General features: G+C 65.7%; 18 protein-coding genes. 6 read left to right on the plus strand and 12 right to left on the minus strand.

Translation table 11 applies throughout. The features are described 5' to 3' along the window. Positions 1-111: 111 nt before the first annotated feature. The 9 genes from ABD719_RS11225 to ABD719_RS11265 form a co-directional block, all read right to left on the minus strand. Positions 112-858 carry a FadR/GntR family transcriptional regulator gene (locus ABD719_RS11225; RefSeq protein WP_344693467.1) on the minus strand — a complete coding sequence of 249 codons (747 nt, stop codon included), beginning with the start codon at positions 856-858 and terminating at the stop codon, positions 112-114. A 72-nt stretch (positions 859-930) separates the two neighbouring features. Then, a complete protein-coding gene (locus ABD719_RS11230; protein WP_344693469.1) occupies positions 931-2,040 on the minus strand; it encodes a glycoside hydrolase family 53 protein in 1,110 nt (369 codons plus the stop codon). Next, the gene (locus tag ABD719_RS11235; RefSeq protein WP_344693470.1) at positions 2,040-4,838 is read right to left on the minus strand and encodes a TonB-dependent receptor; all 2,799 of its coding nucleotides are present in this window, start codon (positions 4,836-4,838) and stop codon (positions 2,040-2,042) included. The genes ABD719_RS11230 and ABD719_RS11235 overlap by 1 nt, the downstream gene beginning before the upstream one ends. Positions 4,839-4,919: 81 nt before the next feature. Continuing rightward, complete coding sequence (gene galA, locus ABD719_RS11240; RefSeq protein WP_344693471.1) at positions 4,920-7,388, minus strand: beta-galactosidase GalA; 2,469 nt, start codon at positions 7,386-7,388, stop codon at positions 4,920-4,922. A gap of 99 nt (positions 7,389-7,487) precedes the next feature. Then, positions 7,488-9,317 (minus strand): DUF885 domain-containing protein, encoded by a 1,830-nt coding sequence (locus tag ABD719_RS11245; RefSeq protein WP_344693472.1) that lies wholly within the window; start codon positions 9,315-9,317, stop codon positions 7,488-7,490. Between the two features lie 115 nt (positions 9,318-9,432). After that, complete coding sequence (locus tag ABD719_RS11250) at positions 9,433-10,053, minus strand: DUF1190 domain-containing protein (protein WP_344693474.1); 621 nt, start codon at positions 10,051-10,053, stop codon at positions 9,433-9,435. Between the two features lie 10 nt (positions 10,054-10,063). After that, positions 10,064-10,480: a DUF350 domain-containing protein gene (locus tag ABD719_RS11255; RefSeq protein WP_344693476.1), complete on the minus strand. Its 417-nt coding sequence runs from the start codon at positions 10,478-10,480 to the stop codon at positions 10,064-10,066. Between the two features lie 9 nt (positions 10,481-10,489). Beyond that, positions 10,490-11,128 (minus strand): DUF2491 family protein, encoded by a 639-nt coding sequence (locus ABD719_RS11260; protein WP_344693478.1) that lies wholly within the window; start codon positions 11,126-11,128, stop codon positions 10,490-10,492. Next, positions 11,125-12,138, minus strand: coding sequence for a potassium channel family protein (locus ABD719_RS11265; protein WP_344693479.1), 1,014 nt, complete (start codon positions 12,136-12,138; stop codon positions 11,125-11,127). The genes ABD719_RS11260 and ABD719_RS11265 overlap by 4 nt, the downstream gene beginning before the upstream one ends. 112 nt (positions 12,139-12,250) lie before the next feature. Between ABD719_RS11265 and ABD719_RS11270 the strand changes: the two genes are divergently transcribed. The 3 genes from ABD719_RS11270 to ABD719_RS11280 are packed head-to-tail and all read left to right on the plus strand — an operon-like array spanning position 12,251 to position 14,600. After that, positions 12,251-12,667, plus strand: a complete 417-nt coding sequence (locus ABD719_RS11270; RefSeq protein ID WP_344693480.1) for a YjfI family protein — start codon at positions 12,251-12,253, stop codon at positions 12,665-12,667. A 13-nt stretch (positions 12,668-12,680) separates the two neighbouring features. Further along, positions 12,681-13,433 carry a PspA/IM30 family protein gene (locus tag ABD719_RS11275; RefSeq protein WP_344693481.1) on the plus strand — a complete coding sequence of 251 codons (753 nt, stop codon included), beginning with the start codon at positions 12,681-12,683 and terminating at the stop codon, positions 13,431-13,433. A 3-nt stretch (positions 13,434-13,436) separates the two neighbouring features. Continuing rightward, complete coding sequence (locus ABD719_RS11280; protein WP_344693482.1) at positions 13,437-14,600, plus strand: glutathionylspermidine synthase family protein; 1,164 nt, start codon at positions 13,437-13,439, stop codon at positions 14,598-14,600. Positions 14,601-15,117: 517 nt separating this feature from the next. Here the strand turns inward: ABD719_RS11280 and rpoD are convergent. From rpoD to ABD719_RS11295, 3 genes are all read right to left on the minus strand, one after another. Next, entirely contained in the window at positions 15,118-17,145 is a 2,028-nt protein-coding gene (rpoD, locus tag ABD719_RS11285) for an RNA polymerase sigma factor RpoD (protein ID WP_192129633.1), read from the minus strand. Next, positions 17,145-19,028 (minus strand): DNA primase, encoded by a 1,884-nt coding sequence (gene dnaG, locus ABD719_RS11290; protein WP_344693483.1) that lies wholly within the window; start codon positions 19,026-19,028, stop codon positions 17,145-17,147. Before dnaG ends, rpoD begins: the two co-directional genes overlap by 1 nt. Positions 19,029-19,217: 189 nt before the next feature. Then, positions 19,218-19,685: a GatB/YqeY domain-containing protein gene (locus ABD719_RS11295; RefSeq protein WP_192129635.1), complete on the minus strand. Its 468-nt coding sequence runs from the start codon at positions 19,683-19,685 to the stop codon at positions 19,218-19,220. 95 nt (positions 19,686-19,780) lie between these two features. On the opposite strand from ABD719_RS11295, the gene carA reads away from it, so the two are divergent. The 3 genes from carA to carB are packed head-to-tail and all read left to right on the plus strand — an operon-like array spanning position 19,781 to position 24,695. Beyond that, positions 19,781-20,977, plus strand: a complete 1,197-nt coding sequence (carA, locus tag ABD719_RS11300; protein WP_344693484.1) for a glutamine-hydrolyzing carbamoyl-phosphate synthase small subunit — start codon at positions 19,781-19,783, stop codon at positions 20,975-20,977. Continuing rightward, a complete protein-coding gene (locus tag ABD719_RS11305) occupies positions 20,974-21,366 on the plus strand; it encodes a hypothetical protein (RefSeq protein ID WP_344693485.1) in 393 nt (130 codons plus the stop codon). The genes carA and ABD719_RS11305 overlap by 4 nt, the downstream gene beginning before the upstream one ends. Then, complete coding sequence (gene carB, locus ABD719_RS11310) at positions 21,366-24,695, plus strand: carbamoyl-phosphate synthase large subunit (RefSeq protein WP_344693487.1); 3,330 nt, start codon at positions 21,366-21,368, stop codon at positions 24,693-24,695. Before ABD719_RS11305 ends, carB begins: the two co-directional genes overlap by 1 nt. Positions 24,696-24,706: the final 11 nt, after the last annotated feature.

A 24,706-nucleotide genomic window follows, 5' to 3' on the forward strand; every position in this document is an offset into this window, starting at 1 on the left:
CGAGTGGACCGAATGCCGCCGCGAGGTCCGCCTGATGCTCACCTGCTGGCCCGGCGGCACCACCCACCACCTCGCCACCTGCCACCCCTATGGTGAGTGGATCAAATGGCTTCAGTCATGACGGGAGGGCGAGCGTCGGCCTGCCACGTCGATCAGGTCGAGTACGTCCCCGATGATCCGGCGCATCGCGGTTCTGGCCCCGTCGCTGTCGCGTCGTTCGATAGCGCGGGCGACAGCGGCATGTTCGGGAATATTGGCGCTGCGGCCCTTGGCCTTGTTCGTGAAGCGGATCGACGTGCGCAGCGCGGTGGCGACGACCTCCTCGAACTGCGCGTAGAACGGGTTATGCGCCGCGTGCAGGATGGCTACATGGAACGCGATATCGGCGTCTAGGGGATCGTCACTGCCCGCCTCGGCGTCCTTCATCCGTTGCAGGCCGGCATCGATCGCCTGCATCTGGGCCGCGTCGTGGAGGCGGGCGGCGAGGGCCGCTGCTTCCGGCTCGATCCCCAGCCGCAACTGGTTGAAATGGATCAGCAGGTCGATCGAGAATTTTCGATCCAGTATCCAGCGCAGGACATCGACGTCGAACAGGTTCCAGTGCGCGACCGGGCGGACGATCGTGCCCTGCCGCGGCCGTGCGCTGACGATGCCCTTGGCGGTCAGCATCTTCACCGCCTCCCGCGTGACGGATCGGCTGACGCCGTGCGCCTTGGCGATTTCCGCCTCGGTCGGGAAGGGCCGGTCTTCGTAGCGGCCGGTGACGATCGCCTTGCCCAGCGTATCGAGCATGGTGCGGGTCAGGTTGTGCCCGGCATCGCCGCCGTCGGGGGCGCTGCGCGGCCGGGCATGGGTCATGATGGATCGTGCGACCATCGCCCTGCGATGTCATTCCGCATCGATCCTGTCATCCGACTTCGTAACGGTCGATCAGCGTTTCCCACGATAATCGTGTCGCAGAAAGTCGAAGGCAGGCAACGCCTCGTGCCGCTTATAGTCGAACCAGGCGGCATTCTCCCAGTTCGATCCCTTGCCCCACCGGGTACCGCAGCGGGTGGAGACCCAGTTCGGTTCCCAATAGACCACGCCGATGCCGCCCGACGCGGCCACCGTTCGGGTCAGCGCGATCAGATAGTCGCGCTGCCCTTTCGGCGTTGCCGGATAGCCGGCGACCAGCGTGTCGGCACCGAGCAGATTGGGGGAGGTATCGGCATTGTCGATGGTGAACGGATAGGCTGTCTCGACCACGATCACGTCCGCCTTGTACCGATCCCGCGCCCGCGCGATCGTCTGCCCCATCTCGGCCAGCGAGCGGGTCGACCATTTCTTGTAATAGCTGATGCCGATCACGTCGTAATCGATCACTCCCGCGGCGGTTGCGTCGTCGAACCATGGCTCGACGTTCTCGGGCTGGGCGATGTGGAGCATGATGCGCGGATTGATCCGGGCGGTTCTGCCCGCATCCCGCACCGCCTTGATCCCGGCATTCAGCAGCGTCGCGTTGCGTGTCCAGTCGATCGCCTTTTTCGGGCCGGCCATCAGTTCCGGGTTGGTCTCGTTGCCGACCTGCACCATCTCCGGCATCAGGCCTTGCGCATCCAGCTTGCCGAGCACGTCGCGGGTGTAATCGTAGAGCGCCTTGGCCTGTCCCGACGTATCCAGCTTCGCCCAGGCGGCCGGCACGATCTGCTTGTCGCCATCGGCCCAGTCGTCAGAATAATGGAGGTCGAGCAGCACCTGCATTCCCGCCGCCCGCGCGCGACGAATGGTCTTCGTCACGTCGGCGAGGTCGCTGTACTTCGTCCACGTCGCGTCGTTCCACAGGCGGACGCGGACGATGTTGCCGCCCTTGCCGGCGAGCAGCACGAACGGATCGACCGGCTTGCCCGCCGATCGATAGATCGCGCCGCAATCCTCCATCTCGTTCACGTAGGACAGGTCGGCCCCGAGATAGAGGCCGCCCGCTGGTTTTGGTGGCAATGCTGCGGCTGGCGCGGCCCCGGTCAGTAGCAGGGCAAGAGTGGCGAACAGGCCCGGCATCAGAAGCCGAACCCGATACCGGCCATGAAGCGGCGGCCGAACTTTTCGTACCTGCCTTGCAGGCGCTTGTCCCCGTAATAGGTTTCGAACGGCTCGTCGGTCAGGTTGTTCGCCTGCAACAGCAGTTCCACGCCGCGAAGACGTGAATCGTCGCCGAACTTGTACGAGGTCTGGAAATCCAGCACGCCTTCGGGTCGGGTGTAGAGCAGCCGGTCGGTATCGCCCAGTTCGGTGACATAGGCGCTGCGATAGCGATAGGCGACCCGCGCCTCGAACCCGCTCTTGCTGTAGTAGAGCGTCGCGTTGCCGACATGCTTCGACAGGCCGGGCAGACCCAGCGAACCGATCGCATTGTCCGCCTCCGCCACCGTGATCTTGCTGTCGGTATAGGAATAGTTGAGGTACACGCCGAACCCGTCGAGCGGCGCGGGCAGGAAGGTCAGCGCCTTCTGGAACAGCACCTCGACCCCCTTCACCTTGCCGCCCTGGCCGTTGCGCGGCTGCGTGAAGGTGCCGGTGATCTGGTTGCCGCCGGCATCGGTGACGACATAGGGCGTGACCGAGTTGAAGATATAGGTGTCGAGGTCCTTGTAGAAACCCGATACCGTCAGCGCGCTGTCCCGGTCGAAATACCATTCCCACGTCAGATCAAGCTGCTTGGCACGGAACGGTTCCAGGTTGGGATTGCCACCGGTCGCCGACGGCGTACCACCGCTGGTGAACACGCCGAAGCCGGCATTGAGGCTGTCGAGCGGTGCCCGCGCGAGCGCCTTGCTGGCGCCGACGCGAACCTGCATCTCCGGGTTCAGCTTCAGCGTGAGGTTGAGGTTGGGCAGCCAGTCGGTGAAGCTGTTCTTTACGCTGAACGGCGTTGCGGTAGCGATGGCACCCTGACCGTCGATTGCCGTGCTGCTCGACCGTTCGCTGGTCCGCACCGCGCGGACGCCGATGTTTCCGGTCAGCGGCATGTCGCCGACCATGCTGTCGATATCCGCCTGGACGTAACCGGCCCAGGTCTTTTCCTTGACCACCCAGCTGGATGACTGGTCGAAGAACGATTCCTGCGGGTCGATCGTGCCGAAGAACTGCTGCAACGCACCCGGAATGTCGATCGCCAGCGTCTGCGGAAGGTTGGCATAGGCGCCGGGGAAACGGACTGCCCCGACGATCAGGTCGGCGGGCACCGCGACGCGGGCGGCGGCATCGATGAAACCGAACTGCGTCCGCTGCGTCAGGTCCTTGCGGCGGTCGGTGAAGCGGGCGCCCGCCGATACATTGGCGATAAACCCGCCAACCTCGCGCGTCACGTCGCTCTTCAACGAGAACAGTTCGTCATTGATGAGCGGCGCGCCGCCGCCATTGGTCGGAATCTGGAATTCGGAGATGCGGTTGACCGATGGATCGGTCAGGTCGCGGTTGAACGCATAAGTCGGCACGCCACCGGGATTGGTCAGGAACGATCCGTTGATGCCGAACCGGTCCTGAAAGGTGAAGCCGTTGGCGGTCGCCGAATATTCGGTGCGCAGCGTCACGAACCGCTGGTCGCGGTGCGTGGTGGAGTAACCGGCGTCGGTAGTGATGGTCCAGCCGTCATTGCTCCACTTGGCGTTCAGGCCGCCGGCATAGAGATCGTCGGTGAAGCGGAACATCTCGTTCACGTTGCGCACGTCGAGACCGAAATCGACACCGGTGTTGGTCGCGGTGATGCCGGTGACGAACCCGCCGACCAGCGTCGGATTGGCGAAGCCGTTGCCGAACGGCAGCCCCTCGGCCCGCACCCCGCGCTGCGTTTCGTCGAATTTGACGTGGCTGTAGAAGAAGTCGCCATTGACCTCGATATTGCCGCCCGCCGGTTTCCATTGCACCGCCGCGACCCCGCCGTGGCGAACGTCGTCACCGCCGCGTACCAGCGCCTCGAACCCGAATGGGATGTTGTCGTTGCCCTGTCCGTCGCCGTTAAGGTCGGCAAAGCTGTTGGTCGGGCGGAAAATGTTGGTGCGCACCGTCGCATTGGCCTGACGCCGGCCGGAATAACCAAGCGCGATGCCCAGCGTGTCGTCGGCGAACTGCCCGACATAGGAGATGCTGCCGATATAGCCGAACGGCTTGGCATCGGCGATGTCGTCGGCCACGTCGTTGTACGACCCGCGCAGATTGATTGCGATCCGGCCTTTCTGCAGATCGAGCGGGCGCACCGAGCGAAGGTCGACCTGCCCGGCGATCGCGCCTTCTACCTGCGTTGCGGTCGGCGATTTGAAGACCGACGCACCGTTCAACATCTCGGCCGGAAACTGTTCGTAGCGGATGTTGCGATTGGCCTCGGCGGAGACGATCTCGCGACCGTTGAGCAATGTGTTGACCAGATCGGGACCGAGGCCGCGGATCGAAATCTGCGTGCCGTTGCCACGGTCGCGGTTGGTGGCAAGACCAGGCAGGCGGGCCAATGCTTCAGCGATGCTCGCCTCGGGCAGCTTGCCGAGGTCTTCGGCCGACAGCACTTCCTGTACCCGGTCGGCGTTGCGCTTCTGGTTGATCGCGGTGCGCAGCGACTGGCGGAAACCGGTGACGACGATGTCGTCGCCAGCGCCTTGATCGCCCGCTGCCGGATCGACCGGTGCCTGATCGCTGGGCGTCTGGTCGGATACGCTGGCGGGCCCGGCGGTTGGCGACGCGCTGGTCGTGCCGCCCAGGCTGCTCTGCGCGGTCCCGGTCTGCGCCGGTGCCTGCGCCTGTGCCGACGCGGCATCGAGGATCGCCGCCATGCTGACAGCGACCAGTAGGAATGCCTTGCGGTTCATTAAAAATCTCCCCCCCAACGGCCGATCTGCGCCAGCCGCCACTTTAAATATGATAAATCGATTGCGGGCGTAAGAGAGAATTCAGGCCGGTTTGGCAAGCAACGAAATGCGGCCTTCCCCCAGACCGTCACCCGTTGCCCGGATCGCGATCGGTCCACCCTTCGTCCCCGCTCGCACGATCGCCTGGGCCAGCCCGTGAAAGGCGCGGCGTTCGCTGGCGTGATCGGGTTCCAGACTGGTCGGATTGCCGTTGCCGACTCCGATGACCGCCGCATCGCCGACGACTGCGAACCGGATCAGATGATCCGCATCGGGTACCGGCCGTCCCCGTGCATCGAGGATCGTTGCGCGCATGATCGCGACGTCGTCACCCGTCGTCGTCAGTAACCGGCGATCCGCAACCAGTTCGATCCGCGCAGCCGTGCCGGCGGTTTCGCGGACGTCGGCCGCTACCCGGCGGCCGCGATCATAGCCGCGTGCTTCCAGCCGACCGGCCGCATAGGGCACCATCCAGGCCAAGTGGCCATTGCGCGGCATCGGCTTGCGCCCGATCGAACGGCCGTTCAGCAGCAGTTCCACCTCCGCGCAATTGCCATGGACCCACACCTCGATCGGCTGCCCGTCGCGCCCCGGCCAGGTCCAGTGCGGCAGCAGGTGGACCATCGGCTCTGTCGGCCGCCACCATGCACGGTAGTAATGGAAATTGTCCTTGGGGAAGCCGCAGGTGTCGAGCACGCCGAAATAGCTCGAAATGCTGGGGAACTGGGCATAGGGGGTCGGTTCGCCGCGATAGTCGAAGCCGGTCCAGATGAAGCCGCCGGCAATATGGGGCCGGGTCGCCGCGATCGTCCACCATGCCTCTGCGGTCGATGCCCACCACGGATGCTCGGTGTCATAGGCGCGCACGATATGCGCGGCGGGATCATTGGCATAGGCGCCGCGCGTCGACACGGTGCTGCCGGTTTCCGATCCATAGACGGGCACGTCGGGATGCGCGGTGTGGAACGCCTCGATCTGGTCGGTACGATAGTTGAAGCCGACCACGTCGACGACCTTGCCGACGCCTTTGTCCCAGCTGTTGTCCAGCGCGAAGGTGGTCGGGCGGGTCGGGTCCAGCTTGCGTACGGCCGCCTGCATCGCGGTGGTGATCCGCGCGCCGCGATCCGTGCCCTGATGCGGTTCCTCATTACCCAGCGACCAGGCGATGATGCACGGATGGTTGCGGTCACGCCGCACGATGCGGTCGAGTTCGTCCATCGCCACGGGATCGCTGCTGTTGCGCCGCGCCTCGACGATCATCAACAGGCCCTTTTCATCGGCCAGATCGAGCAGCGCGGTCGCGGGCGGATTGTGCGCGTTACGCCACGCGTTGGAACCCATCGCCTGCACCTGATCGATCCGCCACGCGTGCAGCGCATCGGAAATGCCGGTGCCGACGCCGGCATGATCCTGATGGTTGCAGGTACCCAGCAGCTTGGTCGGCTGGCCGTTGAGCAGGAAGCCACGCGCCGCATCGAACCGGATCACGCGGATGCCGAACCGCGTCTCGTACCGGTCGACGACCGCGCCGTTCACCACGATTTCGCTGACCAGCCGGTGCAGATGCGGCGTTTCGGTCGACCACAGGGCCGGTGCGCGCAACGCCGCGCTCGCCTCGGCGGTCACCGTCGCGCCGGGATCGATCCGGACGGCGGTGTCGGGCAGGGGGGTGCGCGTGCGCCCGTCGGGGGCGACGATCGACTGGCGAACGATGGCATCGACCGCGGCGGTGCCGTCGTTACGTACCTCCAGCCCGGTATGAAGGGTGGCCCCGTCGCCGGTGACCTCGCTACGCACGACGCTGCCCCATTGCGGGACGTGCACCGTCGCAGCGCGGACCAGATCGACATGGCGGTACAGGCCGGCGCCTTCATAGAACCAGCCTTCGCCCAGCGACGCGTCGACCCGCACCGCCACGACATTGGGCTTGCCGTCATAGTTCAGGAAATCGCCGATCGATGCGGCGAACGGCGCATATCCGCTCTCGTTGGTGGCAACGACATAGCCGTTCACGAACACGATGCAGTCGCGGAACACGCCGTCGAATTCCAGCCAGATGCTGCGATCGCGATCATCCGGCGAGACGGCGATCGCGGTTCGGTACCAACCGACGCTGTTCGCCGGGAATGCCCGCCCGATCGCCTTGAAGCCGTGCGCGGCGACTGCGTCCTCGCTGTCCTTGGGCGCAGGGGCGGCGGGCGGAGCGAAGGGCAGTTCGACCGCCCAGTCATGCGGCACGCGCACCATGCGCCAGCCGCTATCGTCGAAGCCAGCCATCGCCGCCTCGGCGGTCGCTGCGCCGGCCTTGGCGAAGGTGCGCTGATTGCGGCCGAAATCAAAGTCCTGTGCCTGATCGGCGGCGTGACCAAGATGGAACCGCCATGTCGCCAGCCGCTCGCGCAGCCGGGGCGACGCGGCAGGCGATATGTCCGCCGCGACCGCGATCTGTCCGCCGCCCAGCATCGCGAGCGTACCCGCCCCCGCCACGAATTCCCGCCGCCCTACCTGCATCACCACATCCCATTTGTCTTATAATAGGGCGTTAGCAGATCATCGGCGGGGAGCAATCGATGATCCCTCTGTTCAACTTCACAGGTGACACCACAGGGATCAGGCGCGAGCGGCCATCGCCCGTGCCTGTTCCTCGACCATCGCCTCCAGCATCACCAGCGGCACCGCACCACTCCGCAACACCTCGTGGAACTGGCGCAGATCGAATTTGTCGCCGGCGATACGCTGCGCATTGGCGCGCGCGCGCAGCCAGCTGGCATGACCGATCTTGTAGCTGCACGCCTGGCCCGGCATCGTGCAATATCGCTCGATTTCCCGCTGCGAACGGCCGCGCGCGAAGCCGACGGTTTCGACCATGTAATCGGTCGCCTTCTCCCGGCTCCACCGCTGCGTGTGGATGCCGGTGTCGACCACCAGCCGCGCGGCGCGGAACAGGAATGATTGCAGGTAACCGGCACGCTCGATCGGCCCCGCATAGCCACCCAGCTCGTCCGCCAGTTGTTCGGCATAGAGCGCCCAGCCTTCCAGATAGGCACCGAAGAAGCTGATCTTGCGCAGCACATGCGTATCGGCCGCTTGTGCGGTGGAAATCTGGAGGTGATGCCCGGGCACACCTTCATGATAGGTCAGGCTGGGTAGCGTATATTTCGGCCAGTCGCCGACGCTTTTCAGGTTGATCCAGTAGATCGCCGGCCGCGACCCATCGAGCGTCGCACGCGAATAGTAACCGTTCGACGCACCGTCCTGTATCTCGATCGGTACCGCCCGGATTTCGAGCGGGGCGTCAGCGGGGTTGATGAAAGCCCTTGGGAGCTTTGCCTGCATCGCGCGGACGCCGCTGTTGAGGCTCGCGATCAGATCGGCCCTACCGGCGGCGGTGTCCGGATAAAGCTGTGCGGCGCTGGCGTTGAGGGCGGTCAGCCGCGCGCCGACGCTGCCGGTCGTCATTCCCTGGCCCTTCAGGATCGCATCCAGTTGCGCGGTCAGGTCCGCGACCTGTTCCAGCCCCATGCGATGCACGTCGGCAGGGGAAAGAGTGGTCGTCGTCGCACCTGCCAGCGCGGCGGCATAGATCGCGTCGCCCTGCGCCACCGCCCAGATCCCGGCGGCGTCGCGGGCGGAGGGGCGCAGGCGGCGGATCAGCGCGATCTGGCGGTCGAGTGCGGGATAGACCTTGTCGCGCACGATGGTCGTGGCACGGGGGCCGTAATCACCGGTCAGCTTCGCGGCGGCGGCACGACGGACCACCGATCCGACCAGACTGCTGTCGGCCGGGGCAGGGCTGCGCAGCGCAACCATCTGGCCCAGCGCCAGATCGAGCGAGAAACCGGGAGCGAGCAGGCCGCGTGCCGCCTCCGCCTCCTGTTCGCGGCTATCCGTATCGAGCGCACCCGCCATCGCCTCCAGCCGGGCCAGATAGGCTTCGGCATCGTCCGTCGTGGCGATGGTGTGCGATGAGTTCAGAAAATCGGGTAGCGAGAAATAGGCTCCGCCTTGCTGGGTGATCCGGTACGGGCGGATCGGCGTATCGATGTCGAAGCGTTCGGGGCCGACCATCTGCTGGTCGATCGAATAGAGAACGACATCGCGGTCCACCTTCGCGGCGGGTGACAGGGTAGTGGTGGGGATCGCGCGCAACTGCGCCGCGTTCCGCTTCGCCCGCGCCAGCGACCGTGCCCGGGCGGCGGCGGAATCATCCCCCAGCTTGTATTTCAGTGAGGCGTTCGCCCCCTTGTCGAATCCGAGTGCGGTCGCGAATTCCGGCGCTTCCTTGATCGTCTCAGCAAGGATGGCATCGAACGTCGCGGTCAGGCGAGCGTCGCCCGGCCCCGTCGTGGCGGCAGGCGTTTGAGCGGCCAGCCGGGTCAGCGGTGACAGGGTAGCGACGCCGACGGCGGTGCTCCCGGCAAGAAAATGGCGACGGTTCATGAATGGCACCCTCCGGCGTGACGATGCCCGAACCCTAGGTTCTTCATCGGCAGCGTCAACGCCGGCCTGATCCGCCGCGTATCAATTACTTGCGCGGCGACCTTCCAATACGGCCCTATCCGCCCCAGCCGCCGCGTGAGCTTGACCGGCCGCCGAAACCGCCCCGTGATACCACCGAACTGCGCGTCTGGATACGCGAGGTCGTGACCGGGGCGTTGATCGCCTGCGACCCGACCTGATAGCGATAGCCCCGCCCGCCATAGCCGCCATTGTACAGCCACGCGCCCGAACCCGTATAATAACGGTCGTCGCGACGGTCGCGGTACAGCCCGCCGTAGCGATAGCCGCCCCCGTTCGCGATCTGCCCGATCAGGAAGCCCGTCAGCAGGGGGGCGAAGAAGCTTTGCCCGCCATCATTGCGCGGCTGGCACGATCCGTTGCCGAACTGCGCTTCGCACATATCCTTGTCGGCGAAGCGGGGGGCGGTGCGATTGTCGTCGTTGGCGGCGGTACGTTGCGCATCCTCGCACTGCGCCTGCGTATAGTCGTCAGCGGCAACGCATTCGCTAACGGACTTGAACGCCGCCACCTCGGTCGGTGGACCGAATTGTTTCCGGGACATTTCCTCAGGGCTGGGGTCGCACCCGGTGAGCATCGCGACCGATCCGATCGCCGTCAGACCAGCGGCGGCGGAGCGCATACGCCGGCGGGCCGGCGGGCGGGAGGAAGTATCCATCACGCGTCCCTCAATAGGTCATGCTGGCGGCATTGAGCAACCCGACGCCGATCGAGGTCGCCGCCAGATAGATGCCGCTGGCGACATTACCCGCCTCGATCCGGGCAGTCATGTCCCGCACGACGAAGCGCCGCACGATCAGCGAGGCGAGAATCTGCACCGCCCCGGCCAGCACCCCCCACACGGCGAACTCGATCGGGTCGGCCGTCACGCTGAGCGCAGAGGCTAGCGGCAGCGCGAAGCCGATGATCGCGCCCCCCAGCGCAACGGCCGCGGCGACATTCCCCGCCGCGATCAGGCTTGCCTCGTCATAGGGTGTCGACATCTGGTACAGCCGCTTGAACACCGCCAGCAGCAGGCAGGCCAGGCCGAAGGCGACGACGAAATGTCCCGCGCCCTCCAGAAAGCCGTGCGTGAGATAGTCCATGTTTCCCCCTCAGGCGCTGAATTCGGCCAAACCTAGCGGCAGGCCGACCATGATCTCGTGCGTGTAATCCCCGCCCTCCGGCTCCATCGCCAACGCCAGCAGCAGTTCCGTGCCGGCCGGTTGCAGGTCGCGGGAATAGAGCATGCAGGTCTGGCGGATGTGGCGGACCGGGTCGGCATCGCGTTCGTAATAGACCGCTTCCCATAGCTGCACCGGCGGCTGGTCGCGGTCGTCCTCGTCATACCAGAAACGATCGAACGGGGGCAGGCCGTCCTCGTCCCAGCGCGCCTTCGCCATCCGCTGCAGGAACGCCTCCTTGTCGCCGCGCCCGGCGGGGTAGGTACTCGACCACGGCCGGAACAGCGTGAAATCGTCCGCGTCCGATCCGTCCGCCTGCTGGCTGACGGCCTGCAGCATCAGTTCGTCGTCGGTATAGAAACGGTGGACGTGGCTGCCGTCGTCCAGCTTGATGACGCCCTGCGCGGTGATCTCCAGCGTGTCGCGTTCCAGACGGAAGCCGGTATTCTCCAGCATCCGCCACGCCAGCGCGTCCAGCCGGACGGTGCGGCCGATGGTGATGTTGCGCACCTCCGCCAGCCGGGCGGTGGCGGGACGTTGGTCGAGGCCGAAGAGTGATTTCCAGATCATGACGATAGCCGCTCCTTGGCGACGTAGAACAGGCGATCGCCGTCGACGATCCGTCGATCGAGATCGAACCGCGGTGTATTCGCACCCGCCGGACAACTGGCGACCAGCACCGCGCCGCGTTCGCGCAATCGCCCGGCGACCTCGTCATACCCGCCCCCGCCATCCGCCCGGCAGGCATAGAGCGTCGCTCCGGTATCGGTGTGGCTGGCCAGTTGGGCGAGCAGATGGCTCGATCCGGGGTCGCTCAATGCCTTGACCACCAGTTCCACGGTCGGGGTCAGCACCACTTCCACCGCCGGGCAATGCGCGTGCAGCAGTCGGGCGGTATCACCGTCGCGCAGGAAGCAGACGATATGGGCATCGTCGTTCAACGCCGTCACCGCCAGCGTCGCGGCCAGTGTCTCGGCGTCGGTGGTGGCGTAGACGACGATGCGCGCGGCGGTGGCGATACCGGCGCGGTGCAGGTCGGCGGGCGCGGTCAGGCTGCCGGCCCGGACATAGCGAAAGGCGGGATCGTCACCAGGCAGTTCCTCGGTCGCGACCAGCACGATGTCACGCCGCCCGTCGGCGGCCAGTTCGGCGACCATCCGCGCGGTGCGCGCGGGTTCGTGCCCGATCAGGACGACATGCCCCCGCATCGCCCTATAGTCGCCCAGCCCGAGGCGGCGGCGACGCCAGCGTTGGGACAGCCCGGCAAAGGTGCGCGCGATCGCGGTGGTGAACAGCGCGATCGCCCCCGGCATCACCCAGAAGGCGGCGAACAACCGGCCGGCATCCCCCTTGGGCGACAGATCGCCATAGCCCACCGTCGAGGCGGTCGTCGCATACCAGTAGATGAACGCGATCGGGGAACGCAGATCGGCCTCGCCGGCCAGCCGCAGCGCGACATGGCTGGTTGCCATATGCGCCAGCAGCAGCGCGAACAGGATGCCGGGATGCAGTTCGCTGGCGGCAAGATACAATCGGCGCAGCACGACAGCCAGCCCACCCGTCCGGCGCGGCTCCGCCACGTTCCGCCGTCCGGTCATTGTCCGCGGTGATCGTCATCGCGCTTCCCCATGTTGCAAGTGCTGCGGTGTCGTGCTTGGTGTGTCAAGCGACAGCCATGGAAAGGGACGGGATTTGTCGGAGCCTTGGACGATCGATGCACTGGCGGCGGCGCTGCGCGGCTATGACGGCGAATTCGCGGTCCAGCCGCTGGCGGGTGACGAGCCGGTGCTGCACGTCACGATGCGCGAGCATGGCGATCTTGCGGTGTTCCTCAGCGCGGCGGGCGACCAGATCGTCGCCTCGACGCTGTTGTGGCCGGTCGACGAGCAGGAAAGTGCCGATGCCTTCAACCGCTTCATCCTGAAGGCGCAGAAGGTGGTGCCGCTGTCCAACTTCGCGATCACCGAGGTGGACGGTCGCGACTATTACGAACTGGTCGGCGAACTCGCCGCCGCCTCGCCGATCGAGATGATCGTGCTGGAGTTGCGGGTGCTGGCCGACAACGCCATCTCCGCCGCGGACGATCTGCGTACCGCGTTCGCCGCCTGAAGGATATCGTACCATGTGGAAACAGCTCGTCACCCTGATCCGTGGCACCGCGCACGAAGCGGGGCAGGCGGCCGTCGACAAGCGGGCGCTCGTCATCCTCGACCAGCAAATCCGCGACGCCCATGCCGCGCAGGGCAAGGCGCGCGACGATCTCGCGACGCTGACCGCGCGCCGCCGGCTGATCGAGAAGGAACTGGAAGGGCTGGTCGCGCAGCGCGGCAAGTACGAAAGCTCGGCGCGCGCCGCGATGCAGCGCGGCGACATGGACCTGGCCCGCGAGGTGGCCGAACGGCTCGCCTCGATCGAGGCGGAGGAGGCGACCAAGACGCCGCAGATCGCCGACATGCGCACCGCCGAGGACCGCATCCGCGGTATCATCAAGCAGTCCGACGGCAAGATCCAGGCGCTGTCGCGTGAGGTCGAGGTCGTCCGCGCCAACGAGAGCGTGCAGAAGGCACAGGCCAGCGTCGCGGCCAGCTATGGCGGCACCCTGTCGTCGATGGGATCGGCGGCGGACAGCCTGAAGCGGATCAAGGAACAGCAGGCGATCCGCGACGAGAAGTTCCGCGCCTCCGCCGAACTCGAAGACATGCGCACCGGCGCCGATCTCGACGCCAAGTTGCGCAATGCCGGGCTGCTGGAGGGATCGAGCAGCGCCGACGACATCCTCGCCCGGCTCGCTGGCCCGCAGGGCGGATCGGCAGACGGCGGCGAAACGAAGCGGCTGCCCAACGATACCGGCGTCCGCGCGCTGCCGCGCGAATAGGCGATGGACCGCATCACCGCCGCCGAGCGGCCCGACTGGCAGGCGACCGCCGAGCGGATGGGCTTCACCTTCCACCATCTCGGCGGTGAGCGGTACTGGGACGAGCGCGCCTATTACCGCTTCTCGCTCGACGAGGTGGAGGAACGGATCGAGGGGCCGAGCGGCGAGCTCCATGCCATGTGCCTCGATCTGGTGGCGGAGGCGGCGGGCAGCGAGGCCCTGATGCATCGCCTCGCCATCCCCGACGACCATCGCGACGTGATCGCGCGCAGTTGGGCGGCGCGGGCGCCCTCGCTCTATGGTCGGTTCGATTTCAGCTATGACGGCACCGGGCCGGCGAAAATGCTGGAATATAATGCCGACACGCCGACCAGCATCTTCGAGACCGCGCTGTTCCAGTGGCAATGGCTGGAGGACATGATCGCGACCGGCGCGCTACCCGCCGAGGCCGATCAGTATAACCGCCTGCACGAGGCGCTGGTCGGGCGGATGGGCGCGATCCTGACACCGGGCAGCCTGCTCCATTTCGCCAGCGATGCCGATCATCCGGAAGACCGGCAGACGGTCCGTTATCTGGAGGATGTGGCGCGGCAGGCGGGGCTCGATCCGGAGTTCGTGGCGGTGAACCGTATCGGCGTCGATGGCGACGGCCGTTTCGTCGACGAGACCGGCACGATCATCGCGGCGATCTTCAAACTGTATCCTTGGGAAGACATGCTGCGTGAGCCCTATGCCGCGCACCTGACCACGGCCCGCGCGCTGTTCCTGGAGCCGGCGTGGAAGGCGATCCTGTCGAACAAGGCGATGCTGCCGCTGCTGTGGGAGCGGCATCGCGGTCACCCCAATCTGCTGCCTGCCGCCTTTGCCGACGATCCGACAGCGGTGGCGGACATCGGGCCACGCTATGCAAGGAAGCCGTTCTTTTCGCGGGAGGGCTGGGACATCGAACTGGTCGACGGTAGCGATGTCCAGCATGGCCCGGCGGGCGGTTATGGCGAGGAAGGCTATATCGTCCAGGCACTGGCGCCGCTGCCCGACCATGACGGGTTCCGCCCCGTGGTGGGATCGTGGATCGTTGGCGACGAAGCGGTCGCCATGTCGATCCGCGAGGACGACGTAGCCATCACCCGCGATCTTGCCCGGTTCGTGCCGCATATCATCGCCTGACGGGGGCCCGGCTATCTGCGGATAGCGAGCAATGCCGGCTGGTGGAGCCCGCATGGTGGAGCAGATTGTCCAGTCGCCTGTGCCCGGGCATGACAGTTGGGCTGCACCACCCGGTCAGAAGCGTTCGAACGATGTGCCCGGTTCTGGACATTGGCATCAGATGCCCGGTCGTCATGCGAAGCCGCTGGCCTTTGCCTGGCGGGGCTTTGAGGCTCGTCTACCGTTTCTGTTCGCGATCCGCAGGGATGGGCGCCCCATCGCCTAAAGGATGAGGACGTGAAACCTGCGCATCCGTCGTTGCGATCGTAGCGGAGCAATCCAGAGCCCAGTGCGTGACGCCCTGGATTGCTTCGCTGCGCTCGCAACGACGGGGTGGGAACGGGATGGATCAGGATGACGTCATCCCGCAGTAAAAGGCGGGGCACACGCTGCGATGTCGAGCGACGGACGGTCATTGATAGGGGCTGTATTAAACAATGGACGGGGTTGTGGTGCGGACACCACGACCCCTGCGATCTTACTGGTCGAGGAAGCTGCGCATCTTGCGGCTGCGGCTGGGGTGCTTCAGCTTGCGGAGCGCCTTCGCCTCGATCTGGCGGATGCGTTCGCGCGTCACGCTGAACTGCTGGCCGACCTCTTCCAGCGTGTGATCGGTGTTCATGCCGATACCGAAGCGCATCCGCAGCACGCGTTCCTCGCGCGGGGTCAGGCTGGCGAGGACGCGGGTGACGGTTTCCTTCAGGTTCGCCTGAATCGCGGCATCCACCGGGATGACCGCGTTCTTGTCCTCGATGAAGTCGCCGAGATGCGAATCCTCCTCGTCGCCGATCGGCGTTTCAAGGGAGATCGGCTCCTTGGCGATCTTCATCACCTTGCGCACCTTCTCCAGCGGCATGGAGAGGCGCTCGGCCATCTCCTCCGGGGTCGGTTCGCGGCCCTGCTCGTGCAGGAACTGGCGGCTGGTGCGGACCAGCTTGTTGATCGTCTCGATCATGTGGACCGGGATACGGATCGTGCGTGCCTGATCGGCGATCGAGCGCGTGATCGCCTGCCTGATCCACCAGGTCGCATAGGTGCTGAACTTGTAGCCGCGACGATACTCGAATTTGTCGACTGCCTTCATCAGGCCGATATTGCCCTCCTGAATGAGGTCGAGGAACTGCAGGCCGCGGTTCGTGTATTTCTTGGCGATCGAGATCACGAGGCGCAGGTTCGCCTCGACCATCTCCTTCTTGGCGATCCGCGCCTCGCGCTCACCCTTCTGCACCATGTTGACGATGCGACGGAACTCGGCGAGCGCCATGCCGGTCGCCTGCGAGATTTCGCCGATTTCGGTGCGGATGCGATCGACCGCCTCACCCTCGTTGGTGACGAAGGCGGTCCATTTCTTATCGACCTTGCCGACCGTGACCAGCCACGTGTCGTCCAGTTCATGGCCGATATAGCGGTCGAGGAAGTCCTTGCGCGGCACCTTGTGCCGCTCCGCCAGCCGCAGCATCTGACCGCCCAGCGCAGTCAGGCGACGGTTGAAGGCGTAGAGCTGATCGACCAGATATTCGATCTTGGCGTTGTGGAACTGGACGCTCTCGACCTCGGCGGTCAGGTCCTCGCGCAGCTTCTGGTACTTGCGTTCGTCCGCTGCCGACAGTTCACCGCCCGCGCCCATCGAGTCGAGCCGGGTCTGCTGAAGCTTGGCGAACTTCTTGTAGAGCGCGGTGATGTTGGCGAAGCGTTCGAGCGCGATCGGCTTGAGCTGCTCCTCCATCTGCGCGAGCGAGAGGGTGTTGTCCTCGTCCTCGTCGTCGGAGGGGCGGGGGGTGCGACGCTCGCCGTCCTCGTCCTCATCGGCGGAGGGTTCCTCGGGCTCTTCCTCTTCCTTGAACGAGGCGCCCGCGGTCTTTTCGCTGATCTCGTCGCCTTCTTCCTCGGCGCCTTCGACCTGTTCGGGCGACGGGCCTTTGGACAGCATCGCATCGAGATCGAGGATCTCGCGCAGCTGCATCGTGCCCTCATTGAGCGCGGTCGACCAGTCGATGATCGCGTTGAAGGTGATCGGGCTTTCGCACAGCCCCAGGATCATCGTGTCGCGACCCGCCTCGATCCGCTTGGCGATGGCGATCTCGCCCTCGCGCGACAGCAGTTCGACCGCGCCCATCTCGCGCAGGTACATGCGGACGGGATCGTCGGTGCGATCGATCGTCTCTTTCTTCTTTTCCGGCAGCGCGGTGTCGGCGGTGCCGTCGTCGGCAGCCTCCGGCTCCTCGGCATCGTCGGCGCGTTCCTCGGGCTCGCCGTCCTCGCCGGCCTCCTCGTTCTCGACGATGTTGATGCCCATCTCGTTGAGCGCGGCCATCGCGTCCTCAAGCTGGTCGGACGACAGCTGATCCTGCGGCAACGCCTCGTTCAACTGGTCATAGGTGATGTACCCGCGCTTCTTGGCACGGGCGAGCATCTTCTTGACCGACGCATCGTTGAGATCGATCAGCGGCGCATCACCCGTTTCCGGAGCCTCGGTCGTATCTGCCGCCATGTTAGCCTTCGCCATCAATTACCCTCGAAACCCAACGATCGGGCGTCTTCGTTCGACTGACATAGGTTTGCAAGTCGCATTTCCAACGCCTGTTTTTCCCTGACCAGTGCCACCTGTCGTTCGAACGCCTCATCGGTGAAGCGCGTCTGCATCGCCTGCGTCGCCTGAGCGAGTTGCGCATCGACCTCGGGCCGGGCGATCAGGATGGCGATCGCCTCGTCCAGATCCTCGCGGGATCGCTGGTCATCACCGAACGGCTGCGTGAACGAATAGGGCATGGCATCGGCCCGCAGGAGATCGCTGGCGACCTCCCCGAAACCGGACTTCTGCAATATGGTGACGAGGTGCGCACTATCAAGCGCGTCGCCGGTGCGCCGGTCCTCCAGCGCGACATCGACCACCGCCTCGAACAGCCGGCCCAGCGCCCCGTCGGCGAGGCGCAGGCTGCCCAGCACCTCCATATGACGGGCGATCTCCACCGGATGGCGGATGAGACCGGCCAGCACCGCCTTCGCCAGCACCCGATCGATCCCGGCGGCACGGAACGCCTTGGCATCCTCGGTCACGGGGCCGGTGGGCAGGGCCGGGCCGGGGCGCCATGGCTGGCGGCCGCGCTGGAACGGTACGAACGGTTTGCGCTGCGGCGTGAAATGCGCATCGAAGCGGCGGCGGAAATCGGACTGGTACTCGGCCCGTACCGAATCGTCGGCGATGCCCCCGGCCAGTTCGGCGAGACGGCGCTTCAGGCCGGCGCGCTGCTCGGGCGTGTCGAGCGGTTCGGCGGCGACCTCGTTGCGCCACAGCCGATCGACCAGCGGCTGTGGCTCGCGCAGCAATGCCTCCATCGCTCCCGCGCCGCCCGCCTTGACGAGGTCGTCGGGGTCCTGCCCCCCGGGCAGGGTGACGAACGACAGGCTGCGGCCGGGCTGGAGCAGCGGCAGCGCCCGGTGCGCGGCGCGCAGTGCCGCCTTCTGCCCGGCGGCATCGCCATCGAAGCACAGGATCGGCACGTCGATCATCCGCCACAGCCGTTCCAGCTGATGCTCGGTCAGCGCGGTGCCGAGCGGGGCGACCGCCTCCGCGATCCCCGCCTGCGCCAGCGCGATCACGTCCATATACCCCTCGACCACCAGCACGCGGTTCGCCTTGCGCGCGGCCGGCGCCGCGCGATCGAGGTTGTAGAGGGTGCGGCCCTTGTCGAAGAGGGGGGTGTCGGGGGAGTTGAGATACTTCGGCTCACCCTCGCCGATGATGCGGCCACCGAACGCGATCGTCCGGCCGCGCGCATCGCGGATCGGGATCATCAGGCGGCCACGGAACCGGTCGTAGGGTTCCTTACCCTCGACGTGGATCAACATGCCGGATTCGACCAGCATCGGATCGCCGTAATCCTTCAATGCCGCCTTCAGCCGGCCGCGCGAATCGGGGGCGAACCCCATGCCGAAGGTGCGCGCCGTCTCCGCCGCAATGCCGCGCCGGTCGAGCAACTGGCGCGCCTCGTTACCGGCAAGCCCGTGCAACTGCTCGGTGAACCAAGTGGCGGCATCGGCCATCGCCTCGTGCAGGCCCTTCGCCTTTTCGGCGCGTTCGGCGGACTGGCGATCCTGTGCCGGCATCTCCATGCCCGCCGTCTGCGCCAGTTCCTTGACCGCATCGATGAAGGGCAGGCCGCGCTGGTCGGTCATCCAGCGGATCGCATCGCCATGCGCCGAACAGCCGAAGCAGTGATAGAAGCCCTTGTCGTCGTTGACGTAGAAGCTGGGCGTCTTTTCGTTATGGAACGGGCAGCAGCCGCGCATCTCGCGGCCGGCCTTCTGCAATTTGGTGGTTTTGCCGATCAGCGCCGACAGCGACGTGCGCGCGCGCAGTTCGTCGAGAAAGGCGGGTGAGAGGCTCATGCGCGCTTTATAACGCCTATGTCCGCATCCGTCGTGATCGGCAAGCGGGAAGCCGCACGAAAAGTCACTAAAGTCGCATCCTACAGCGGTCCGTGCGCCGATGTGCGACTTTCCGGGCGACCAGGATTGAGAAAGAGCGCGGCCGGTATAGCGCCGGCCGCGCCTGTAGGACAGATCAGGTAAGGCAGATCAGGCGAGCGCCGCCTTTACCAGCCCGCTCGCCTTGCTCATGTCGAGCGTGGCGGCGTGGCGCGATTTCAGTTCGGCCATCACCCGGCCCATGTCCTTCATGCCGGTGGCGCCCAGATCGGTCTTGATCGCCTCGATCGCGGCCTTCGTCTCGGCCTCGTCCATCTGCTGCGGCAGGAAGCGTTCGATCACCGCGACCTCGGCCGCCTCGGCGGCGGCGAGTTCGGGGCGGTTGCCGGTTTCGTACATCGCGATCGATTCGCGGCGCTGCTTCACCATCTTCTGCAGTACCTCGACGACCAGAACGTCGTCGTCGTCGGGGGCCTTGCCCTCGCGGCTTTGCGGCGCGCGCGCCTCGATATCGCGGTTCTTGATCGCGGCCTGGATCAGGGAGATGGCGGCGCGCGCCTCCTTGTCGCCGGCCTTCATGGCGGCGAGCTGGGCGGATTTGATGTCGTCTCGAATCATGGTGGCGCGGCCATAGCAGATTGACGGGAGAGGTGGGCGTCTTTAGCGGGCGGGGCTTAGCGACATCGCTGATCCAAAGGAGTGCCCGCCGCATCATGGCCGACGCCACGACATTTGCCGCGCCCGTCGTATCCGCGCCCCCGCAGCCGGAGGGCGCCACCGGCGTTCTCGTCCTCGCCAGCGGCGACGTGATCTGGGGCCATGGCTTCGGCGCCGAGGGGGAGGCGGTCGGCGAGGTGTGCTTCCACACCGCGATGACCGGCTATCAGGAGATCATGACCGACCCGTCCTTCGCGGGCCAGATGATCTGCTTCACCTTCCCGCATATCGGCAATGTCGGCGCGAACCCGGACGATGTGGAGGCGGACAACCCCCATGCACTGGGCATGATCGTGCGCGAAATGCCGACCGCGCCGTCCAGTTTCCGGGCGATGGAGAATCTGGACGGCTGGATGCGCCGCCATGCGCGGATCGGGCTGGCGGGGATCGACACCCGCGCGCTGACCCGGCGCATCCGGGGCGGTGGCGCGCCGAACGGCGTGATCGCGCACTCGGCCGACGGGCGGTTCGATCTCGACACGCTGCTGGCGATGGCGCGCGGCTGGCCGGGGCTGGAGGGGATGGACCTTGCCAGGACCGTGACGCGCGAGACGCACGGGAACTGGGAAGGCGGCATCTGGCGGCTGGGCTTCGGCTATGGCGCGGATGACGGCGCGGCGGATCGCCCGCATGTCGTCGCGATCGATTATGGCAGCAAACACAATATCTTCCGTAATCTTGCTCAGGCAGGGGCGAAGGTATCGGTGGTGCCGGCAACCGCGACCTTCGACGAGGTGATGGCGCTGGGGCCGGACGGTATCTTCCTGTCCAACGGCCCCGGCGATCCCGCCGCGACCGGCGACTATGCGGTGCCGGTGATCCGGCAGTTGCTGGACACCGGCAAGCCGCTGTTCGGCATCTGTCTGGGCCACCAGTTGCTGGCGCTGGCGCTGGGCGGGCGGACGACCAAGATGTTCCAGGGCCATCGCGGTGCCAACCACCCGGTCAAGCGGCTGAGCGACGGTGCGGTCGAGATCACCAGCATGAACCACGGCTTCGCAGTGGAACGTGACAGCCTGCCGCAGGGTGTGACCGAGACGCATGTGTCGCTGTTCGACGGCTCCAACGCGGGGCTGGAGATCGAGGGCGGGCGGGCGTTCAGCGTGCAGTATCACCCGGAGGCGAGCCCAGGGCCGCAGGATAGTTTCTATCTGTTCGAGCGGTTTGTGGGATCGCTAGGTGAACGTCTTTGAAGCGAGCGGCTAAAGGGCTGGCGATTCTAGCCCTGACGCTACTTGCCTTGATCGGCGGTGGACTTTGGCTTCTCGACGCAACGCTGGGAAGCGGCATGTGTCATACAACGGTGTATAGCGCCGCTGCATCCGCCACTGGCGATATCACCGCCCGGAATCAGATGACGGATTGTGGTGCCACCACCGGCTTTTCTCGTGTCGTGATGCTGATGAAACAAGGGTTGTGGACAGATGAATGCCGCGCCTTGGCTCTACGTGGTCAGCCGTCCGTCAAGATGACCTGGCAGTCTGACACGCTTTTCGTGTCACATAACGCCAATCACGCCGACATAATTGCACAGTCAGACCAGTGCTTCGGGCACGCCATCAAGATCGTTCAGGAACGCTGATGCCAAAACGCACCGACATCTCCTCCATCCTCGTGATCGGCGCGGGGCCGATCATCATCGGGCAGGCGTGCGAGTTCGATTATTCGGGCACGCAGGCGATCAAGGCGTTGAAGGAGGAGGGCTATCGCATCGTCCTCGTCAACTCCAATCCCGCCACGATCATGACCGATCCCGAACTGGCCGACGCGACCTATGTCGAGCCGATCACGCCGGCGGTGGTCGCGAAGATCATCGAGAAGGAGCGGCCGGACGCGGTGCTGCCGACGATGGGCGGGCAGACCGCGCTGAACACCGCGCTGGCGCTGTTCCGCGACGGGACGCTCGACAGGTTCGGCGTGCAGATGATCGGCGCGGACGCCGATGCGATCGACATGGCGGAGGATCGGCTGAAGTTCCGTGACGCGATGGATCGGATCGGGCTGGAAAGCGCCCGCTCCGCGATCGCGCATACTGAGAAGGAAGCGCTGGAAGGTCTTGATAAGGTTGGCCTTCCTGCCATCATCCGGCCGAGCTTCACGATGGGCGGGTCGGGCGGCGGCATCGCCTATAACCGCGCCGAGTTCCTCGCGATCGTGCGCAACGGGCTGGACCTGTCGCCGACGACCGAGGTGCTGATCGAGGAGTCGCTGCTCGGTTGGAAGGAATATGAGATGGAGGTGGTGCGCGACCGCAAGGACAACGCGATCATCATCTGCTCGATCGAGAATGTCGATCCGATGGGCGTCCATACCGGCGATTCCATCACCGTCGCGCCCGCGCTGACGCTGACCGACAAGGAATACCAGATCATGCGCAACGCATCGATCGCGGTGTTGCGTGAAATCGGTGTGGAAACAGGTGGTTCCAACGTACAGTTCGCGGTAAATCCGAAGGACGGCCGGCTGGTCGTGATCGAGATGAACCCGCGCGTGTCGCGTTCGTCGGCACTGGCGTCGAAGGCCACCGGCTTCCCGATCGCCAAGGTCGCGGCGAAGCTGGCGGTGGGCTACACGCTCGACGAGATCGAGAACGACATCACCGGCGCGACCCCGGCGTCGTTCGAGCCGACGATCGATTACGTGGTCACCAAGATCCCGCGCTTCGCCTTCGAGAAGTTCAAGGGGGCCGAGCCGACGCTGGGCACCGCGATGAAGTCGGTCGGCGAAGTGATGGCGATCGGCCGCAACATCCATGAATCGATGCAGAAGGCGTTGCGCGGGCTGGAAACCGGGCTGTCCGGGTTCAACCATGTCGATCACCTGATCGGCGCGCCGCGGGCGGAGATCGAGGCGGCACTCGCCTCGCCGACGCCGGACCGGCTGTTGGTGGCGGCGCAGGCGCTGCGTGAGGGCTTCACCGTCGCCGAGGTTCATGCGATCGCGAAATACGATCCGTGGTTCCTCGAACGCATCGCCGAGATCGTCGCGGCGGAAGCGGAAGTGATGGAACACGGCCTGCCGATCGAGGCGGCGGGGATGCGCCGGTTGAAGGCGATGGGCTTCAGCGACAAGCGTCTCGCATGGCTGGCGCTGCAATCCGCCAATCTGCGCGGCATGACTCGTGGAATCGCACGGGGCAGCGGCCTGATCCACGAGGTCGTCAAGGCGATGACCGGTGGTGTGACCGAGGGCGAGGTGCGCGCCCACCGGCTGAAACTGGGCGTGCGCCCGGTGTTCAAGCGGATCGACACCTGCGCGGCGGAGTTCGATGCGAAGACGCCGTATATGTATTCGACCTACGAGGCACCCAGCTTCGGCGAGCCCGAGGATGAAAGCCAGCCGAGCGATCGGCGCAAGGTGGTGATCCTGGGCGGCGGGCCGAACCGGATCGGGCAAGGGATCGAGTTCGACTATTGCTGCTGCCACGCCTGTTTCGCGCTGGCGGATGCCGGGTACGAGACGATCATGGTCAACTGCAACCCGGAGACGGTGAGCACCGATTACGACACGTCGGACCGGCTGTATTTCGAGCCGCTGACCGCCGAGGACGTGCTGGCGATCTTGGATGTAGAGCGGTCGCGCGGTGAACTGGTGGGCGTGATCGTGCAGTTCGGGGGGCAGACGCCGCTCAATCTGGCACGTGCGCTGGAGGCGGCGGGGATTCCAATCCTCGGCACCAGCCCGGCGGCGATCGATCTGGCGGAGGATCGCGAACAATTCGCGGCACTGGTCGACCGGTTGCGTCTGCTGCAACCGTCGAACGGGATCGCGCGCAGCCGGGAAGAGGCGCTGATCGTCGCCGAGCGGGTCGGCTATCCAGTGCTGATGCGCCCTAGCTTCGTGCTGGGTGGCCGCGCGATGGAGATCGTCGACGGGCCGTCGCAGCTGGAGGATTATATCCAGACTGCCGTCCAAGTATCTGGTGATGCACCAGTTTTGATCGACCAGTATCTGCGTGATGCAATCGAGGTTGATGTGGATGCGATCTGCGACGGCACCGACGTGGTGGTCGCGGGCGTGCTGCAGCATATCGAGGAGGCGGGGGTCCATTCGGGCGATAGCGCCTGTTCGATCCCACCCTATTCGCTGTCGGGGGAGATCATCGCCGAGATCGAACGGCAGACCGAGGCGCTGGCGCGTGGCCTGTCCGTCGTCGGGCTGATGAACATTCAGTTCGCGGTGAAGGACGGAAAGGTCTATCTGATCGAGGTCAATCCCCGTGCGTCGCGGACGGTGCCGTTCGTCGCCAAGGCGATCGGCGTGCCCATCGCCAAGATCGCGGCGCGGGTGATGGCGGGCGAGAAGCTGGCCGACCTGCCGCCGATCGACCGGCACATCGATTATTATGCGGTGAAGGAGGCGGTGTTCCCGTTCAACCGCTTCCCCGGGGTCGATCCGGTATTGTCACCGGAAATGCGATCAACCGGCGAAGTCATGGGAATTGCAGCAGATTTCACTACCGCCTTCGCCAAATCGCAGTTGGGGGCCGGTACCGTCCTGCCGACCGGCGGCGCGGTGTTCGTCAGTCTGAAGGATGGCGACAAGCCCCAGATCGTGCCGGCGATCCGCCTGCTGGTCGATCAGGGCTTCACCATCGTCGCGACCAGCGGCACAGCGGAATATCTGGAACGCGCCGGTCTGCCGGTGGAGCGGATCAACAAGGTGGCACAGGGCCGGCCGCATATCGTCGACCGGATCGCGGACGGCGGCATCGCCCTGATCTTCAACACGACCGAGGGCTGGCAGTCGCTGAAGGATTCGAAGCCGATCCGGCAGGCGGCGCTGGCGGGGCGAATCCCCTACTTCACGACGGCGCCGGCCAGCGTGCAGGCGGCCCATGCGATCGCCGCATCGGGGGGGACGCTTGAAGTACGGCCGCTGCAAGCCTATTATTCGCAGTCGCACAACTGACGTCGATCGGA

This window comes from Sphingomonas cynarae (assembly GCF_039537815.1).
GTDB lineage: Bacteria > Pseudomonadota > Alphaproteobacteria > Sphingomonadales > Sphingomonadaceae > Sphingomonas > Sphingomonas cynarae.

Coding starts and splice junctions, on each gene's coding strand:
- ABD719_RS11225 (WP_344693467.1), bottom strand. CDS start 858: ATGACCCATGCCCGGCCGCGCAGCGCCCCCGACGGCGGCGATGCCGGG.
- ABD719_RS11230 (WP_344693469.1), bottom strand. CDS start 2,040: ATGCCGGGCCTGTTCGCCACTCTTGCCCTGCTACTGACCGGGGCCGCG.
- ABD719_RS11235 (WP_344693470.1), bottom strand. CDS start 4,838: ATGAACCGCAAGGCATTCCTACTGGTCGCTGTCAGCATGGCGGCGATC.
- galA (WP_344693471.1), bottom strand. CDS start 7,388: ATGCAGGTAGGGCGGCGGGAATTCGTGGCGGGGGCGGGTACGCTCGCG.
- ABD719_RS11245 (WP_344693472.1), bottom strand. CDS start 9,317: ATGAACCGTCGCCATTTTCTTGCCGGGAGCACCGCCGTCGGCGTCGCT.
- ABD719_RS11250 (WP_344693474.1), bottom strand. CDS start 10,053: ATGGATACTTCCTCCCGCCCGCCGGCCCGCCGGCGTATGCGCTCCGCC.
- ABD719_RS11255 (WP_344693476.1), bottom strand. CDS start 10,480: ATGGACTATCTCACGCACGGCTTTCTGGAGGGCGCGGGACATTTCGTC.
- ABD719_RS11260 (WP_344693478.1), bottom strand. CDS start 11,128: ATGATCTGGAAATCACTCTTCGGCCTCGACCAACGTCCCGCCACCGCC.
- ABD719_RS11275 (WP_344693481.1), top strand. CDS start 12,681: ATGTGGAAACAGCTCGTCACCCTGATCCGTGGCACCGCGCACGAAGCG.
- ABD719_RS11280 (WP_344693482.1), top strand. CDS start 13,437: ATGGACCGCATCACCGCCGCCGAGCGGCCCGACTGGCAGGCGACCGCC.
- rpoD (WP_192129633.1), bottom strand. CDS start 17,145: ATGGCGAAGGCTAACATGGCGGCAGATACGACCGAGGCTCCGGAAACG.
- dnaG (WP_344693483.1), bottom strand. CDS start 19,028: ATGAGCCTCTCACCCGCCTTTCTCGACGAACTGCGCGCGCGCACGTCG.
- ABD719_RS11295 (WP_192129635.1), bottom strand. CDS start 19,685: ATGATTCGAGACGACATCAAATCCGCCCAGCTCGCCGCCATGAAGGCC.
- carA (WP_344693484.1), top strand. CDS start 19,781: ATGGCCGACGCCACGACATTTGCCGCGCCCGTCGTATCCGCGCCCCCG.
- carB (WP_344693487.1), top strand. CDS start 21,366: ATGCCAAAACGCACCGACATCTCCTCCATCCTCGTGATCGGCGCGGGG.